Origin of the sequence: Citrobacter sp. 21OH12SH02A-Citro (genome assembly GCF_027919895.1) — a bacterium.
GTDB classification, from domain to species: Bacteria; Pseudomonadota; Gammaproteobacteria; order Enterobacterales; family Enterobacteriaceae; genus Citrobacter; species Citrobacter braakii.
Map to the genome: position 1 here is coordinate 1,580,597 of NZ_CP114801.1, position 15,150 is coordinate 1,595,746.

Annotated in this window: 12 protein-coding genes and 1 pseudogene; 8 read left to right on the forward strand and 5 right to left on the reverse strand. The window is 53.7% G+C overall.

All coding sequences use genetic code 11. The annotated features are described in order from the left end of the window. Positions 1 to 125: 125 nt before the first annotated feature. Positions 126 to 551: a nucleoside triphosphatase NudI gene (nudI, locus tag O6D90_RS07580; RefSeq protein ID WP_016153813.1), complete on the reverse strand. Its 426-nt coding sequence runs from the start codon at positions 549 to 551 to the stop codon at positions 126 to 128. 318 nt (positions 552 to 869) lie between these two features. Between nudI and O6D90_RS07585 the strand changes: the two genes are divergently transcribed. The 6 genes from O6D90_RS07585 to yfaU all read left to right on the forward strand — a co-directional run bounded on the left by O6D90_RS07585 (position 870) and on the right by yfaU (position 7,089). Then, positions 870 to 1,412: a YfaZ family outer membrane protein gene (locus O6D90_RS07585; RefSeq protein WP_016157029.1), complete on the forward strand. Its 543-nt coding sequence runs from the start codon at positions 870 to 872 to the stop codon at positions 1,410 to 1,412. A gap of 79 nt (positions 1,413 to 1,491) precedes the next feature. Beyond that, the gene (locus O6D90_RS07590) at positions 1,492 to 2,694 is read left to right on the forward strand and encodes a nicotinamide mononucleotide deamidase-related protein YfaY (RefSeq protein WP_016153811.1); all 1,203 of its coding nucleotides are present in this window, start codon (positions 1,492 to 1,494) and stop codon (positions 2,692 to 2,694) included. 218 nt (positions 2,695 to 2,912) lie between these two features. Then, a complete protein-coding gene (locus O6D90_RS07595) occupies positions 2,913 to 3,695 on the forward strand; it encodes an IclR family transcriptional regulator (RefSeq protein WP_016153810.1) in 783 nt (260 codons plus the stop codon). Positions 3,696 to 3,708: 13 nt separating this feature from the next. Further along, positions 3,709 to 4,914 carry an L-rhamnonate dehydratase gene (gene rhmD, locus O6D90_RS07600; protein WP_016153809.1) on the forward strand — a complete coding sequence of 402 codons (1,206 nt, stop codon included), beginning with the start codon at positions 3,709 to 3,711 and terminating at the stop codon, positions 4,912 to 4,914. Between the two features lie 56 nt (positions 4,915 to 4,970). Beyond that, on the forward strand, positions 4,971 to 6,260 hold the full coding sequence (locus tag O6D90_RS07605) for an MFS transporter (protein WP_016153808.1): 1,290 nt from the start codon (positions 4,971 to 4,973) through the stop codon (positions 6,258 to 6,260). Between the two features lie 25 nt (positions 6,261 to 6,285). Then, positions 6,286 to 7,089: a 2-keto-3-deoxy-L-rhamnonate aldolase gene (gene yfaU / locus O6D90_RS07610; RefSeq protein ID WP_016157028.1), complete on the forward strand. Its 804-nt coding sequence runs from the start codon at positions 6,286 to 6,288 to the stop codon at positions 7,087 to 7,089. Positions 7,090 to 7,132: 43 nt separating this feature from the next. On the opposite strand, the pseudogene O6D90_RS07615 reads toward yfaU, so the two are convergent. The 4 genes and pseudogenes from O6D90_RS07615 to glpA form a co-directional block, all read right to left on the reverse strand. Further along, positions 7,133 to 8,040 (reverse strand): annotated as a pseudogene (locus O6D90_RS07615) (Rpn family recombination-promoting nuclease/putative transposase). Between the two features lie 183 nt (positions 8,041 to 8,223). Then, complete coding sequence (gene glpC / locus O6D90_RS07620; protein ID WP_016153805.1) at positions 8,224 to 9,414, reverse strand: anaerobic glycerol-3-phosphate dehydrogenase subunit GlpC; 1,191 nt, start codon at positions 9,412 to 9,414, stop codon at positions 8,224 to 8,226. Further along, positions 9,411 to 10,670, reverse strand: coding sequence for a glycerol-3-phosphate dehydrogenase subunit GlpB (glpB, locus tag O6D90_RS07625; RefSeq protein WP_016157026.1), 1,260 nt, complete (start codon positions 10,668 to 10,670; stop codon positions 9,411 to 9,413). Before glpB ends, glpC begins: the two co-directional genes overlap by 4 nt. Beyond that, complete coding sequence (gene glpA / locus O6D90_RS07630; RefSeq protein ID WP_016157025.1) at positions 10,660 to 12,288, reverse strand: anaerobic glycerol-3-phosphate dehydrogenase subunit A; 1,629 nt, start codon at positions 12,286 to 12,288, stop codon at positions 10,660 to 10,662. The genes glpB and glpA overlap by 11 nt, the downstream gene beginning before the upstream one ends. A 270-nt stretch (positions 12,289 to 12,558) precedes the next feature. Here glpA and glpT point away from each other — a divergent pair, with 270 nt between their 5' ends. Together glpT and glpQ are read left to right on the forward strand one after the other, a co-directional pair. Then, entirely contained in the window at positions 12,559 to 13,917 is a 1,359-nt protein-coding gene (gene glpT, locus O6D90_RS07635; protein WP_016153802.1) for a glycerol-3-phosphate transporter, read from the forward strand. Between the two features lie 3 nt (positions 13,918 to 13,920). Further along, entirely contained in the window at positions 13,921 to 14,988 is a 1,068-nt protein-coding gene (gene glpQ / locus O6D90_RS07640) for a glycerophosphodiester phosphodiesterase (protein ID WP_016157024.1), read from the forward strand. Positions 14,989 to 15,150 lie beyond the last annotated feature (162 nt).

A 15,150-nucleotide genomic window follows, 5' to 3' on the forward strand; every position in this document is an offset into this window, starting at 1 on the left:
TCTTAATGAAAAAAAGATCATGTAGGTTCTTGAGTAGTTTGGGCGACATTGCTGTTATCTGCAGACTGATGAGCGCAATGCCGCTATTAAGAATGTTAATTATATGCCGTTATTAAAATGATGATTTACAGTAACCCTTTCAAGGTTAACGTTTTACGCGTGGCGATATTTAAATCGTAGGAGCCGAGATCTTCCGCTTTAACCCAGGCGAATGCCTGGAATTCTTCATTAATCTTCACTTCACGATTAGCCGCCACACAATCGAAGATGAGATAAATCATATAAATCTCTTCCTGACTGCCATCGGCGTACGTTTTGGTGCGAACATCGTCACTGAAGGTCCATGGCGTAATATCTGATAACACCAGTTGTTCGCCCAGCTCTTCTCTTACTTCACGGCGCAAAGCTTCTTCAATACGTTCACCCGGTTCAACGCCGCCGCCAGAAAGCGCCCACTGACCGGGGAACACACCGCGGTCGTCAGCCATTTTGCACAGTAAATAACAGCCATCGTTTTGAATTAATGGGCAAACAATTGTTCTTTGGCGCATAAGTCGAATCCTTGTAGGGGGAGGTATAGAAAATTCCATCGTGCATGCATCTTACCTTTTGCTGGCGGTAGAAAAAACGCTTCATCGACGAATAACGCCGCTTTGGCAGGGAAAACAGGATGTTTGTAGAAAATGGCGTTCTGCTGCCATCAGTGGCGTAATTGCTACAAGAATTTAACCTTATCTAAATCTTGTGAGTAGTATTTGCTTACAATATGTTATTGCATCGCTTTTTTAGTGCATTGATTCCTCGTGATCTGACAGTACAATTCACCGGTTTTGGGGCTATGTTTTGATTCTTGCTGGAAAGGATAGAAAATGAAAAAAAGTTTAATGTTGGGTTTTGCCGGAATGCTGTTTGTTTCCGCGTCGGCGAGCGCGATTAGCATCAGCGGCCAGGCTGGCGAAGACTACACCAACCTGAGTTTCGGTATGGGTACTGAGACCACCGGTCTGGCCGTCAGCGGTAACTGGATGCATAACGATGACGACGGCGATGCGGCCGGTCTGGGACTGGGTCTGAATATTCCTCTCGGTCCGCTGCTGGCAACGGTCGGTGGGAAAGGCATTTATACTAACCCGAATGATGGTGACGAGGGTTACGCGGCGGCGGTCGGTGGCGGTTTGCAGTGGCCGATTGGCGACAGCCTCCGCCTGTTTGGTGAGTATTATTACTCTCCCGATTCTCTTTCCAGCGGTATCGACAGCTATGAAGAAGCGAATGCAGGTGCGCGTCTGACCATTATGCGTCCGCTGAGCATTGAAGCCGGTTATCGCTACCTGAACCTGGCAGGCAAAGACGGTAACCGCGATAACGCGATTGCTGACGGCCCGTACGTTGGGGTTAACGCGAGTTTCTGATTTTTCCGGCGCGGCGTTCAGTCGCGCCTTCCCCCCTCCATGCGTTATAGTGTTTTCATCATAAAAGCAGGAGAACACGATGTTAAACGTGGAGATGCTATCCACCGGGGATGAAGTGTTGCACGGACAAATCGTCGACACGAATGCCGCCTGGCTGGCCGATTTTTTCTTTAATCAGGGGTTACCGCTAACCCGTCGCAACACGGTAGGCGACAATCTTGATGATTTGGTCGCCGTTTTGCGTGAGCGTAGCGAACATGCCGATGTACTGATCGTTAACGGCGGTCTGGGACCAACCAGCGATGATTTGAGCGCGCTGGCGGCGGCCACGGCAAAAGGTGAAGGGCTGGTGCTGCATGAAGCATGGCTCGCCGAGATGGCGCGTTATTTCCGCGATCGTGGACGCGTGATGGCACCGAGTAACCGCAAACAGGCTGAGCTACCTGCCAGCGCGGAATTCATCAATAATCCGGTAGGAACCGCGTGTGGGTTTGCCCTGAAGCTTAACCGCTGCCTGATGTTCTTTACCCCAGGAGTGCCATCAGAATTTAAAGTTATGGTTGAGCATGAGATCCTGCCGCGTTTGCGTGAGCGTTTTTCGCTGTCTCAACCCCCGCTATGCCTGCGATTAACCACCTTTGGTCGTTCTGAAAGCGAGCTGGCGCAGAGCCTGGATCCGCTGCAATTGCCTCCGGGAGTGACAATGGGCTACCGCTCGTCAATGCCGATTATCGAACTAAAGCTGACCGGGCCGGATTCCCAACGGGAAGCGATGCTGGCGCTGTGGCCAGAAGTTAAGCGGGTTGCCGGGCAGAATATGATTTTCGAAGGTACGGAAGGTTTACCCGCGCAAATCGCCCGCACGTTGCAGGAACGGCAATACAGCCTGACGCTAAGCGAACAATTCACCGGTGGTCTGGTGGCGCTGCAGCTTTCGCGCGCGAATGCTCCGCTGTTGGCGAGCGAAGTGGTTCCGCCCCAGGAAGAAACGCTGGCGCAAACGGCACACTGGATAACCGAACGACGCGGCAACCATTATGCCGGGCTGGCGTTGGCGGTATCGGCTTTCGAAAACGAACATATTAACTTTGCGCTGGCAACGCCTGATGGAACGCATGCCTTACGCGTACGGCTGAACGCTAATCGTTATAGTTTGTCGGTGCGTCAGGAAGTGTGTGCAATGATGGCGCTCAATATGCTGCGCCGTTGGCTCAACGGGCAGGATATTGCCAGCGAACACGGTTGGATAGAAGTGGTTGAATCCCTGACGCTGCCTTCCTGACTTGCACTCTCTCACGCGCTTGTTATGGGAAGGCATTCTGGCCTTCCCGTTATCAGTCCAACCTGTTGTACTCTCTGTAAAAAAATCCGTGCGTTAGTTCACAATTATGCTCGTTTTTTCTCCAGCCAGCTGGAAGAACGAGAGGATTTGATGCGCTTCACAATTTTAACCCCCTTAACCTACCACACTGATTCCAGTATCTCAGACTGGAGTCCAGTATGTTGGAATCAAGCAAAGTTCCCGCGCTCACCAGGGCGATCGAAATACTCAATCTCATTGCGCGTATCGGCCCATGTAGCGCCGCCACCATCATAGAGGCGCTGGGTATTCCAAAAAGCACCGCGTACCTGTTACTTAACGAACTGAAGCGTCAGCGCTTTATCAGCATTGATCATCAGGAAAATTACTGCCTGTGGACCAAGCTGGTTGAGCTGTCCGGGCATGCGCTGAGCAAGATGGATTTACGTGAACTGGCGCGTCCCCGGCTGACACAGCTGATGGATGAGACAGGGTTACTTTGCCATCTCGGGATCATCGACCACGAAAGCGCGTATTACATTCTGAAAGTGGAATCGTCATCCACTATCAGCGTGCGCTCCCACGAAGGGAAAAGTCTTTCGCTCTATCGCTCGGGTATTGGCAAATGCCTGCTGGCCTGGCAACCGGCAGCCGCACGAAAAGCCATTATTGAACAGCTGATATGGGAACAGGCAACGCCGACCACTATCACCAGGCCACAGCAGTTGAATGATGAGCTGGAGCGTATTCGACAGCGTGGATGGAGCTTTGATAATGGCGAAGATTATCCCGATGTTCGCTGCGTCGCAGCGCCTGTTTTTAACGCTAACAATGAACTGACCGCCGCGATTTCAGTGGTCGGCACTCGTCTGCAAATTAACGAAGAGAACCGTGATTATCTGGCCGGTAAAGCGATTGCCTGCGCCAGGGATATTTCACGCCTGTTGGGATGGAAAAGTCCCTTCGACTCACTCGCTTCATAAAAAGGAGAACACCATGACCCTACCTAAAATTAAACATGTTCGTGCCTGGTTTACCGGTGGCGCTACGGCGGATAAAGGCGCTGGCGGCGGCGACTATCACGATCAGGGGGCTAACCACTGGATTGACGATCATATCGCCACGCCAATGAGCAAATATCGTGAATATGAGCAATCGCGCCAGTCCTTTGGCATCAACGTATTAGGAACACTGATTGTTGAAGTGGAAGCTGAAAACGGACAGACCGGTTTTGCTGTTTCCACGGCAGGGGAGATGGGGTGCTTTATTGTGGAAAAGCATCTCAATCGTTTTATTGAAGGGAAATGCGTCAGTGATATCAAACTCATTCACGACCAGATGCTGGGCGCAACGATGTACTACTCCGGCTCCGGCGGTCTGGTGATGAACACCATCTCGTGCGTGGATCTGGCGCTGTGGGATCTGTTTGGCAAAGTGGTGGGGTTACCGGTCTACAAGCTACTGGGCGGCGCGGTACGCGACGAAATTCAATTCTACGCGACCGGTGCGCGCCCTGATCTGGCGAAAGAGATGGGCTTTATTGGCGGCAAAATGCCAACCCATTGGGGGCCGCACGACGGGGATGCGGGGATCCGCAAAGATGCGGCAATGGTAGCCGACATGCGTGAGAAATGCGGTCCGGATTTCTGGTTGATGCTCGATTGCTGGATGAGTCAGGACGTGAACTATGCCACCAAACTGGCCCATGCCTGCGCACCGTCCAACCTGAAGTGGATCGAAGAGTGTCTGCCGCCGCAGCAGTATGAAGGTTATCGCGAGCTGAAACGTAACGCCCCGGCGGGGATGATGGTCACCAGCGGTGAACACCACGGGACGCTGCAGTCCTTCCGCACGCTCTCAGAAACCGGCATCGATATCATGCAGCCGGATGTGGGCTGGTGCGGTGGGTTAACCACGCTGGTGGAAATTGCCGCTATTGCTAAATCGCGCGGACAGCTGGTGGTGCCGCATGGTTCCTCGGTTTACTCGCACCATGCGGTGATCACGTTCACCAATACCCCGTTCAGCGAGTTTTTGATGACCAGCCCGGATTGTTCAACGATGCGCCCACAGTTTGATCCGATCCTTCTGGACGAACCGGTACCCGTCAATGGCCGCATTCATAAGTCGGTGCTCGACAAACCAGGATTTGGCGTCGAGCTTAACCGCGACTGCAATCTGAAGCGCCCTTATAGCCACTAATGACCAGTGCGTTGCCAATACCATGGCAACGCCCTCATTTCTTTGAGGATCTTGCTATGAGTACCACGTTACTTGATGGTGTGGTGAAGAAAAACCGCGCCCGTTTGATTCCCTTTATGCTGGCGCTGTATGTGCTGGCGTTTCTTGACCGCTCGAACATCGGTTTTGCCAAAGAGACCTATCAGATTGATACCGGTCTGAGCAACGAAGCTTATGCGTTGGGCGCGGGGATTTTCTTTGTGGTTTACGCCTTTCTGGGGGTTCCTGCCAACCTGTTGATGCGTAAATTTGGTGCCAGAACCTGGATTGGTACCACCACGTTGCTGTGGGGATTCCTCTCTGCGGCGATGGCATGGGCGGATACTGAATCGAAATTTCTGATTATCCGTACTCTGCTGGGGGCGGCAGAGGCGGGCTTCTTCCCCGGTATGATCTACCTGACGTCCCAGTGGTTCCCCCAGCGTAACCGCGCCAGCATCATGGGGCTGTTCTACATGGGGGCGCCGCTGGCGTTAACCCTGGGATCGCCGCTTTCCGGTGCGCTGTTGGAGATGCACGGCTTTATGGGGCATCCAGGGTGGTTCTGGATGTTCGTTATCGAAGGTTTACTGGCGGTAGGCGCGGGCATTTTCACCTTCTTCTGGCTGGATGATACCCCGCAGCAGGCGCGTTTCCTGAGCGCGGAGGAAAAGGCTGTGCTCATTAGCCAGTTGACAAGTGAAGAGGAAAAAAAGGTTACTTCACGCCTGTCGGATGCGCTGCGTAATGGCCGTGTCTGGCAACTGGCGATTATCTATCTGACGATCCAGGTGGCGGTGTATGGCCTGATCTTCTTCCTGCCAACTCAGGTTGCTGCGTTGTTAGGGACAAAAGTGGGCTTTACGGCTTCGGTCGTGGCGGCAATACCGTGGGTGGCGGCGCTGTTTGGTACCTGGCTTATTCCCCGTTACTCCGATCGCACCGGCGACCGGCGTAATGTTGCCGCGCTGACGCTGCTGGCGGCAGGAATCGGCATTGGCCTTTCCGGGCTGGTTTCACCGGTACTGGCGATTGTGGCGCTCTGCGTCGCGGCGGTCGGTTTCATTGCGGTACAGCCGGTGTTCTGGACGATGCCAACGCAACTTCTTTCCGGGACAGCTCTGGCGGCGGGGATCGGCTTCGTCAACCTGTTTGGTGCCGTCGGCGGCTTTATTGCTCCCATTCTGCGCGTCAAAGCCGAAACGGTGTTTGCCAGCGATGCGGCGGGCCTGCTGGTCCTCGCGGGCGTCGCGATTATTGGCTCGCTAATCATCTTTACGCTGAGTGTGAACCGTTCAGTTTCACAAGCAGGCGCTGCGCATCATTAATCTTATCTACGTTGTAAGGATCGTTATGAACGCATTGTTATCAAATCCCTTCAAAGAAGGATTACGCAAAGGGGAAGTCCAGGTCGGCCTGTGGCTCAGTTCGACCACCTCCTACATGGCGGAGATTGCCGCGACGTCGGGCTATGACTGGCTGCTGATTGATGGAGAACACGCGCCGAACACGGTGCAGGATCTTTACCATCAGTTGCAGGCGATTGCGCCTTATGCCAGCCAGCCTGTGGTTCGCCCGGTGGAGGGCAGTAAAGCGTTGATCAAGCAGGTGCTGGATATTGGCGCGCAGACGCTGCTTGTCCCGATGGTCGACAGCGCAGAGCAGGCGCTTCAGGTGGTTTCCGCGACTCGTTATCCACCGCTCGGCGAGCGTGGTGTCGGCGCCAGCGTGGCACGGGCGGCGCGCTGGGGGCGTATCGACAATTATATGGCCCAGGCTAATGAATCACTCTGCCTGCTGGTACAGGTCGAAAGCAAAGCGGCACTGGATAATCTGGATGCCATTCTGGACGTTGACGGTATTGACGGTGTCTTTATTGGCCCGGCGGATCTTTCTGCGTCGTTGGGCTATCCGGATAATGCCGGACACCCGGAGGTGCAGCGGATCATTGAGCAAAGCATTCGCCGTATTCGCGCAGCCGGAAAAGCAGCCGGTTTCCTCGCTGTTGACCCAGCAATGGCGCAGAAATGTCTGCAATGGGGAGCAAATTTTGTCGCGGTAGGCGTGGATACCATGCTTTATACCGAAGCGCTGGATCGCAGGCTGGCAATGTTTAAGCCAGACCAGAGTACGCAAACGTTGAAAATCAGTTATTAATATCGGGCCCGGTGGTGTAGCGCCATCGGGCCTGAAATAGCTCCTAATGGTGATGCTCTGTCACGTCGTCAGCAGAAAATCCGGTAATGGTCAGGACTGTCTCATGATCGATGCCTCGCTCCAGCATCATGCGGGCAATACGTAATGCTTCTTCTCGTGTTCCTTTTAGCCAGCCTTCCTGCAATCCATTGTGATGGCCTTCCTGGCGTAGTTTCTCTGCGATCGTCATCAATTTCTCCTTGTTATGGGGTGAGCGCCCGGCAATTTCACGGATAAATTCGCTGACATGAGAAGCCTCACCGCGCTGTAGCAGATAATTAAACAGCGTTTGCAACTGGCTGTCATTAACGGTACGAGTAACTAAAAGCGCGACCAGCCTGTCCACCAGTCCCATCAAATCGCGATCGCGGATATGTTTTTGCATCAGTTCAAGTAGAGCGATACGCCGATGCTGCATAATCTCGTCGTCAGATACCACAGTGATGTCCACTAGCGGAAATGCTTCTGAGTAAAGCTTGCGCGCCAGTTGTGGGTAATCAAATTCGTCCAGCCAGTTGAGCGACCACGGATACGGGCTCTGTTGCCCGTGATAAAAAAGCATGGGGATAACCAGAGGTAGCGTTCTGTATCCGGCATCCAGGTGATATTGCATGGCGGCAGTGGCATAACGCATCAGGCGAAATGCCATGTGTTGTACCGCTGTACTCTGATGTTCGATAACGCAGTAGATGTAGCCTTCACCTTCGCGGGTTTTTAACGACCACAATACGTCGGAATAGTAAGCACGGAGATCCTTTTCGATAAAACTGGTAGGCTTCAGCGTTTGCAGGTCACATATCTCGCGTAATGCGACGGGAAGGTGAATTTCAAGAAAATCGCGAGCCATCTCAGGATAAGAAACCATCTTTTAAAAACCGCATCGTACGGTGTTGATGTTGCTGATTTAGCCATGGTAGTCCGTCACCAGAGGGAGAAGATGGTGTGACGATACCTACGAATGACGCGGGCTGCATTTGAGGAATTGATTTTTTGCGTGGAGGAGTCAGAGATAAATACGTCCGGTTGCAACGTATTCAGTTATGTACAACGGCATTCGCAAAAATGCCCGGTAGCCAACGCCACCGGGCAACAGAATTAACCTAACGCTTTGGCAAGCAGGGTGATGGGGTGTTCGCAGCGCTTACTGGTAGACATCTCAATCTGCCATTTACAGGTTTCGCAGTCGGTGACGACGATATCAGCGCCGCTGTCTTCAATCTGGCGGAACAGCGGTGCGCCAATGGACTGCGATGTCGGGTAGTTTTCCTTTTTAAAGCCGTATGTCCCGGCAATCCCGCAGCATTGCGAGTCCAGCACCGTTAGCTCCAGCCCTGGAATTTGTCGTAGCAGTTCCAGCGTGTAGAGCGTCCAGCCCATTTTCTCCATGTGGCATGGCGTGTGGTAGACCACTTTCAGCGGCAGCGTTTTCAGCGGCAGCGTTTTGCCTTCATCCAGCTTGCGCCACAGCCAGCGGGTTGCCAGTTCAATGTGTTCGCGTAGACCTGAGTTGTCGACGTCCAGCACTTCCGGATATTCATCACGCAGCGCAAAGGTGCAGGTTGATGAGGTGGCGATCACCGGAATGCCTTTACCGTCAATTGCTTCTCTGAGCGAGGCCACGTTGCTCACCGCCTGCTTACGCGCTTTATCGGTAAAGCCGTTGGCAATCAGCGGTACGCCGCAGCATTTCTCTTTGCTCAGCAGTTGTACCCCGGTTCCCATCGCATTCAACACTTTGATCAGATCTTTGCCGAGCTGCGGATGGTTGTAATTCACAAAACAGCCGTGGAAAAAGGCAACCTGATCCTGATATTGCGCTTGCTGAGCGGCAACGCTGCGATACCAGCGGCGGAAGGTGCCAAAAGAGTACTTCGGCAGCGTACGGCGATGGTCGATTTTTAGCGCGTAATCCAGCAGCTGACGCACCGGTTTGAGTGAGGTGGCGGTATTCACTATCGGGGCGAATGGTGTGGACACGCTACCCATCAAATCAGTATGGCTTAAGACAAAGTTACGCAGCGACGGACGCGTTGTGTCGTATTTGGCGCGCGCGCGTTGGATGATATCGCCAATCTTCACATCTGACGGACAGGCTACTTCGCAACGCTTACAGTTGATGCAGTATTTCAGCGCATCGTCATATAACGCGCCATCTTTCAGGCGCAGACGCTCACCGTCCGGTCCGGCCTGTTTAGGACCAGGGTAGTTCGGATTGACGCGACTTACCGGGCAGGCCGTGGTGCACACCGTGCATTTGATACAACTTTCAAAACGTGTGTCGCTCATTGCTGGCCTCCTGCACGTTTCGCAATATGATGTGCGGCGTGTAAGGCGCTAACAGCGCACACGCCGCCTCCGCAACCCTGGGCGATAGGGTCGAATCCGCCGAGAACGGAACCGATGGCATACATGTTCTCTATCGTTTGTCCCGCCAGCGACGGGCGCAGCCCGGCATCGGTCGTAACGCCAAACTGCTGCCACGGTTGTGGGTCGAAGACGTCACGCTCATACCACTCGGCGCGCGTGGCGGTTTGCTGTACATCCAGCCCCAGGATAGGTTCGTAGATGGCCTCACGCGTGGCGACCAGCCCGCTGCTGAAGAAGCTGCCGCTGGCGAGCACGGCGAAACGTGGCCGCAAAGGAATATCGGCATGATTACGGGTCCAGATTTCGCTGACTACGCCGTCCTGACAGGTGATTTTCTTCACTTCATCACCCGGCATCCAGACGCCGCCCTGGCGCACAAACTGGCGCTGCAATTTGTTATGCAAACGCATACCCAGTACCGAAGGCGGGAGGGTCGGTAACAGCGTCAGCGAGCAGGGGAGGCGCTCGTTAAGCCATTGCCAGAGCTGTTCATCCGCCAGACCGAAGCAGGCCGGCATAATTATCATGTCGCAGGTTTTTGCTACTGGCAGTAAAGCGTCATAGAGCAGCGACCATTTATCTTCGTTATCCAGCAGGCGCGCAATATTGACGGCGCGAAACTCGGTCGGGTTATCACGCAGGACATCCAGCTCAGGCAGATCGATTTCTGCCGTCTCGACGCTGAGATTGCGTTGACGCAGCGACGCCGCGGCGAGATGTGCCTGAAAATCCAGTAAACCGCTAATACCTACAACGCAGATATGCTGCGCGGACAGCGGCCAGACCGGAACTTCCGGGGAACTTAACCAGGTTGAGCGCAGCGTTCCCAGCGGGGTGATGCGTTGATGTGACTGATGTACCTTGCCTTGCAAATGCGTTCCGCATTCTTCCAGCAGATTTTGCGCCTGCTGGGCCAGCTCCAGGACGTTGTGCGTTCCGATGGTGCTGTACGGGTGCGCGGGTGCCTGAGTGCGCAGCGCATTCAGGCCTGCTTCTATATCCGTCACCGGTTGGCCATCGGGTAAGTTGCTGAGCAAATCCAGTGAGCCGGAGGAGAAATGCAGGGCGCTTTGGCCGCGAGTGACAATCGTGCAGCGTAAACCGCTTTTTTGCAGTTGCAGGCCGCACAGTAGTCCGGCCAGGCCGCCGCCGATAATGACGGTATCAAATTTCATCCTGGTGCTCCTTTTCCAGACCACACAATCCCTGATAGACCCAGCGTGTGAATTCGCTTTCGCGCAGCGCATCTCCCCAGGCGATAGGCTGCACGCCTTTCCAGCGTTCATTGAGGAAATCGGAAAGCTGGGTGATAGATTGCGCGGCGGTGGTGACATTAAAACGTTGCAGCAAACCTGCGGCGCGGCAGGCACACAATTCGCCCTGGCAGGTCCCCATTCCAACACGGGTACGGCGACGCAAATCCAGCAGGCTGTTGACGGTCAAATTCTCGACGGCGTACTGCACTTCACCTGCAGTGACCGCTTCGCATTCACAGACCAGGCTGCGGTGCTGACGACCTTCGCTAAGCCACGCAGGGGTGCGATCGCCGTGACGGTAGACCGCTGAGCCGCGCAGTGGCGCGGGCAACGAGATCACGCGTTTGAGCGTATGCTCGGTCGATTCTTGTGAGCCAGGCAGCGCCGTGTCTGCCGTTGTGCAAGGTTGGGTATTGCCCAGCTTACGGCAAACGGCATCGGTGGCCCACTCTGCCATCAGGCGGTAGGTCATCAATTTGCCGCCGGTAATGGTGATAAACCCGTCCAGTCCGTCACGCTGGGCGTGATCGAACAGTACAATCCCACGACTGACGTTACGGCCACTTGGATCGTCGTCGCTGGCTACCAGAGGACGCACGCCGGAGTAGGCGCGTAAAATGCGCGTTTTCGCCATAATCGGCGCCAGTTTTTCGCCTTCACGCAGCAGTATATCGACCTCTTCTGCGGTGACGCGGTTGCTGTCGATATCATCGTAATCAATGTGCTGTGAGGTGGTACCAATCAGCGAAATGGTATCACCGGGCACCAGGATATCGGCGTCAGACGGCTTACGACAGCGGTTGATGACATGCTGGTTAATGCGGTGATCCATAATCAGCAGCGAACCTTTGGCCGGGAACATACGGATGCTCAGATCGGCATATTCCGCAATGCGCTGGCCCCAGATCCCGGCGGCGTTGACGACTACCGGTGCATGCAGAGACTGCATCTCACCCGTCAGATGATTGCGTACGTTCACGCCGCAAACCGTTGCCCCTTCACGAATCAGTCCCGTCACTTCATGCGCCGTTAAGATTACTGCGCCATGCTCACGCGCATCCAGCATGTTGGCGGCGGTTAAGCGGAAAGGATCAACCGTGCCGTCCGGCACTTTTACCGCGCCAATCAGCTGTGGGTTGACGGAAGGTTCGATAATGCGCGCCTGCTTAGGGTCAATTGCTTCTGCGCGAATACCGGCCTCTTCACAGGCGCGAATAAAGGTTGCCTGGAAGGAGAGTTCATCTTCCGGCAGGGTAATAAACAGACCGTCCGTCGGCTCAACGCAATGACGGGCGATACGTTTGAGAATTTGGTTTTCGCTGATGCACTCCCGGGCAGATTCAGCGTCGGTGACGGCGTAGCGTGCACCGCTGTGCAGCAGACCGTGGTTACGTCCGGTCGCCCCTGTGGCGATATCGTGGCGTTCCACTAAGATGACGCGCAACCCGCGCAGCGCACAATCGCGTGCGATCCCTGCACCTGTTGCTCCTCCACCAATGATAATCACGTCACTTGTTTGCGAGTCGCGAATTTTCATTGTTTTTCCTCACAGTTCGTTTTTTATCATTTAGCCACATAAAAAACATGGATTGTTTGATTTCGCGCATAATCGCTCATTATTCGAAAATGAAACGTGATTTCGTGCGCCTTTATGAACATTTGTCATAAATCTGTAACAATATGTGCAGCGTTTCACATTTTTGTTATGTATCTTTCCTTAACATCGCGGCCACACTGGGAGCGGTAGGGTAGTAATGACGAACTGCAGTGTTTACTTCGAATGAAAGACGGCCACGGAGGCTACACTATGTTGAGCATTTTTAAACCAGCGTCACACACGGCGCGTTTGCCTGCAGCGGAGATCGACCCGACATATCGTCGATTACGTTGGCAGATCTTTCTGGGGATTTTCTTTGGCTATGCCGCGTACTATCTGGTACGTAAGAACTTTGCCCTTGCGATGCCGTATCTGGTTGAGCAAGGTTTCTCGCGTGGCGATCTGGGTTTTGCGTTATCCGGTATCTCCATTGCTTACGGATTTTCGAAATTCATCATGGGGTCCGTTTCGGATCGCTCGAATCCGCGCGTTTTCCTGCCAGCGGGTCTGATTCTGGCCGCCGCTGTCATGTTGTTCATGGGCTTTGTGCCGTGGGCGACTTCGAGCATTGCGGTTATGTTTGTGCTGCTGTTCCTCTGCGGATGGTTCCAGGGAATGGGTTGGCCGCCGTGTGGTCGTACCATGGTGCACTGGTGGTCGCAGAAAGAGCGTGGGGGCATTGTCTCCGTCTGGAACTGTGCGCACAACGTGGGCGGTGGTCTGCCTCCTCTGTTGTTCCTGCTGGGTATGGCCTGGTTCAATGACTGGAAAGCGGCGCTGTATATGCCTGCTTTCGGTGCGATCGTCGTCGCGCTGTTTGCTTTTGCTCTGATGCGTGATACGCCGCAGTCTTGTGGCCTGCCGCCTATCGAAGAGTACAAGAACGACTACCCGGACGATTACAACGAGAAAGCGGAAGAAGAGCTGACTGCGAAGCAGATCTTCATGCAATACGTACTGCCGAACAAACTGTTGTGGTACATCGCTATCGCCAACGTGTTTGTTTATCTGCTGCGCTACGGCATCCTGGACTGGTCCCCGACCTATCTGAAAGAAGTGAAACATTTCGCGCTGGATAAATCATCCTGGGCCTACTTCCTGTATGAATATGCGGGTATTCCGGGCACGCTGCTGTGCGGCTGGATGTCGGATAAAGTCTTCCGTGGCAACCGTGGTGCGACCGGCGTGTTCTTTATGACGCTGGTGACTATCGCGACTATCGTCTACTGGATGAACCCGGCAGGCAACCCGAACGTGGATATGGCTTGTATGATCATCATCGGCTTCCTGATCTACGGTCCGGTAATGTTGATTGGTCTGCATGCGCTGGAACTGGCACCGAAAAAAGCGGCGGGTACGGCGGCTGGCTTTACCGGTCTGTTCGGTTATCTCGGCGGTTCCGTAGCGGCGAGCGCCATTGTTGGCTATACCGTTGACTTCTTCGGTTGGGACGGCGGCTTTATGGTGATGATTGGCGGTAGCGTGCTGGCGGTTATTCTGCTGGTGGTCGTCATGATTGGCGAAAAACGCCATCACGAAGAGATCGCACTGAAGCGTAACGGGGGCTAATAGATGAAAACCACATTGAAAAGTCTCAGCGTGGCGCTAATGCTGACAGGTATTGTGGTGAGCAGCGCGGCGGTTGCCGCAGAAAAAATCGTGATTGCGCACCGTGGCGCCAGCGGTTATCTACCGGAGCATACGCTGCCAGCAAAAGCGATGGCTTATGCTCAGGGGGCTGATTACCTGGAACAGGATTTGGTGATGACCAAGGACGACCATCTGGTTGTCCTGCATGACCACTACCTTGACCGCGTCACCGATGTTGCCGAGCGTTTCCCGGATCGTGCGCGTAAAGATGGGCGCTACTACGCTATCGACTTTACGCTGGATGAGATTAAATCGCTGAAATTTACCGAAGGCTTTGATATCGAAAATGGCAAAAAGGTCCAGACCTACCCAGGGCGTTTCCCGATGGGTAAATCTGATTTCCGTGTGCACACTTTCGAAGAAGAGATTGAGTTTGTTCAGGGATTAAATCATTCAACCGGTAAAAACATTGGCATTTACCCGGAAATGAAAGCGCCGTGGTTCCATCATCAGGAAGGGAAGGACATTGCGGCTAAGACGCTGGAAGTGCTGAAAAAGTACGGGTACACCGACAAGAACGACAAGGTTTATCTACAGTGTTTTGATGTCGCAGAGTTAAAGCGCATTAAGAATGAACTGGAACCGAAGATGGGGATGGATCTCAATCTGGTACAGTTGATTGCGTACACTGACTGGAATGAAACTCAGGAGAAAAAGCCGGACGGTAGTTGGGTTAATTACAACTACGACTGGATGTTTAAACCGGGTGCCATGAAGCAGGTTGCGCAGTATGCGGACGGCATTGGGCCGGACTATCACATGCTGATTGATGAGAAGTCGAAGAAAGGCAATATCTCGTTAACGGGCATGGTACAGGACGCGCATCAGAATAAGATGGTGGTGCATCCTTATACCGTTCGTGCCGATCAACTGCCGGATTACACCACTGACGTAAACCAGCTGTATGACATTCTGTATAACAAGGCGGGCGTTGACGGGCTGTTTACCGACTTCCCCGACAAAGCAGTGACATTCCTGAATAAAGAGTAATGGCACAAGGTCTGTGATGCACCTCCGGTCACAGGCCTGGTTGGATCAAACGTTATTAACGGCTAGATAAGGCCGTCTGCCGTCAACGTGGCCATACCTGCCTCCAGGAGAAATAAAGAGCTGCCGTCCATCGGCGGCTCTTTTTTAGTCGTAATTTTTATC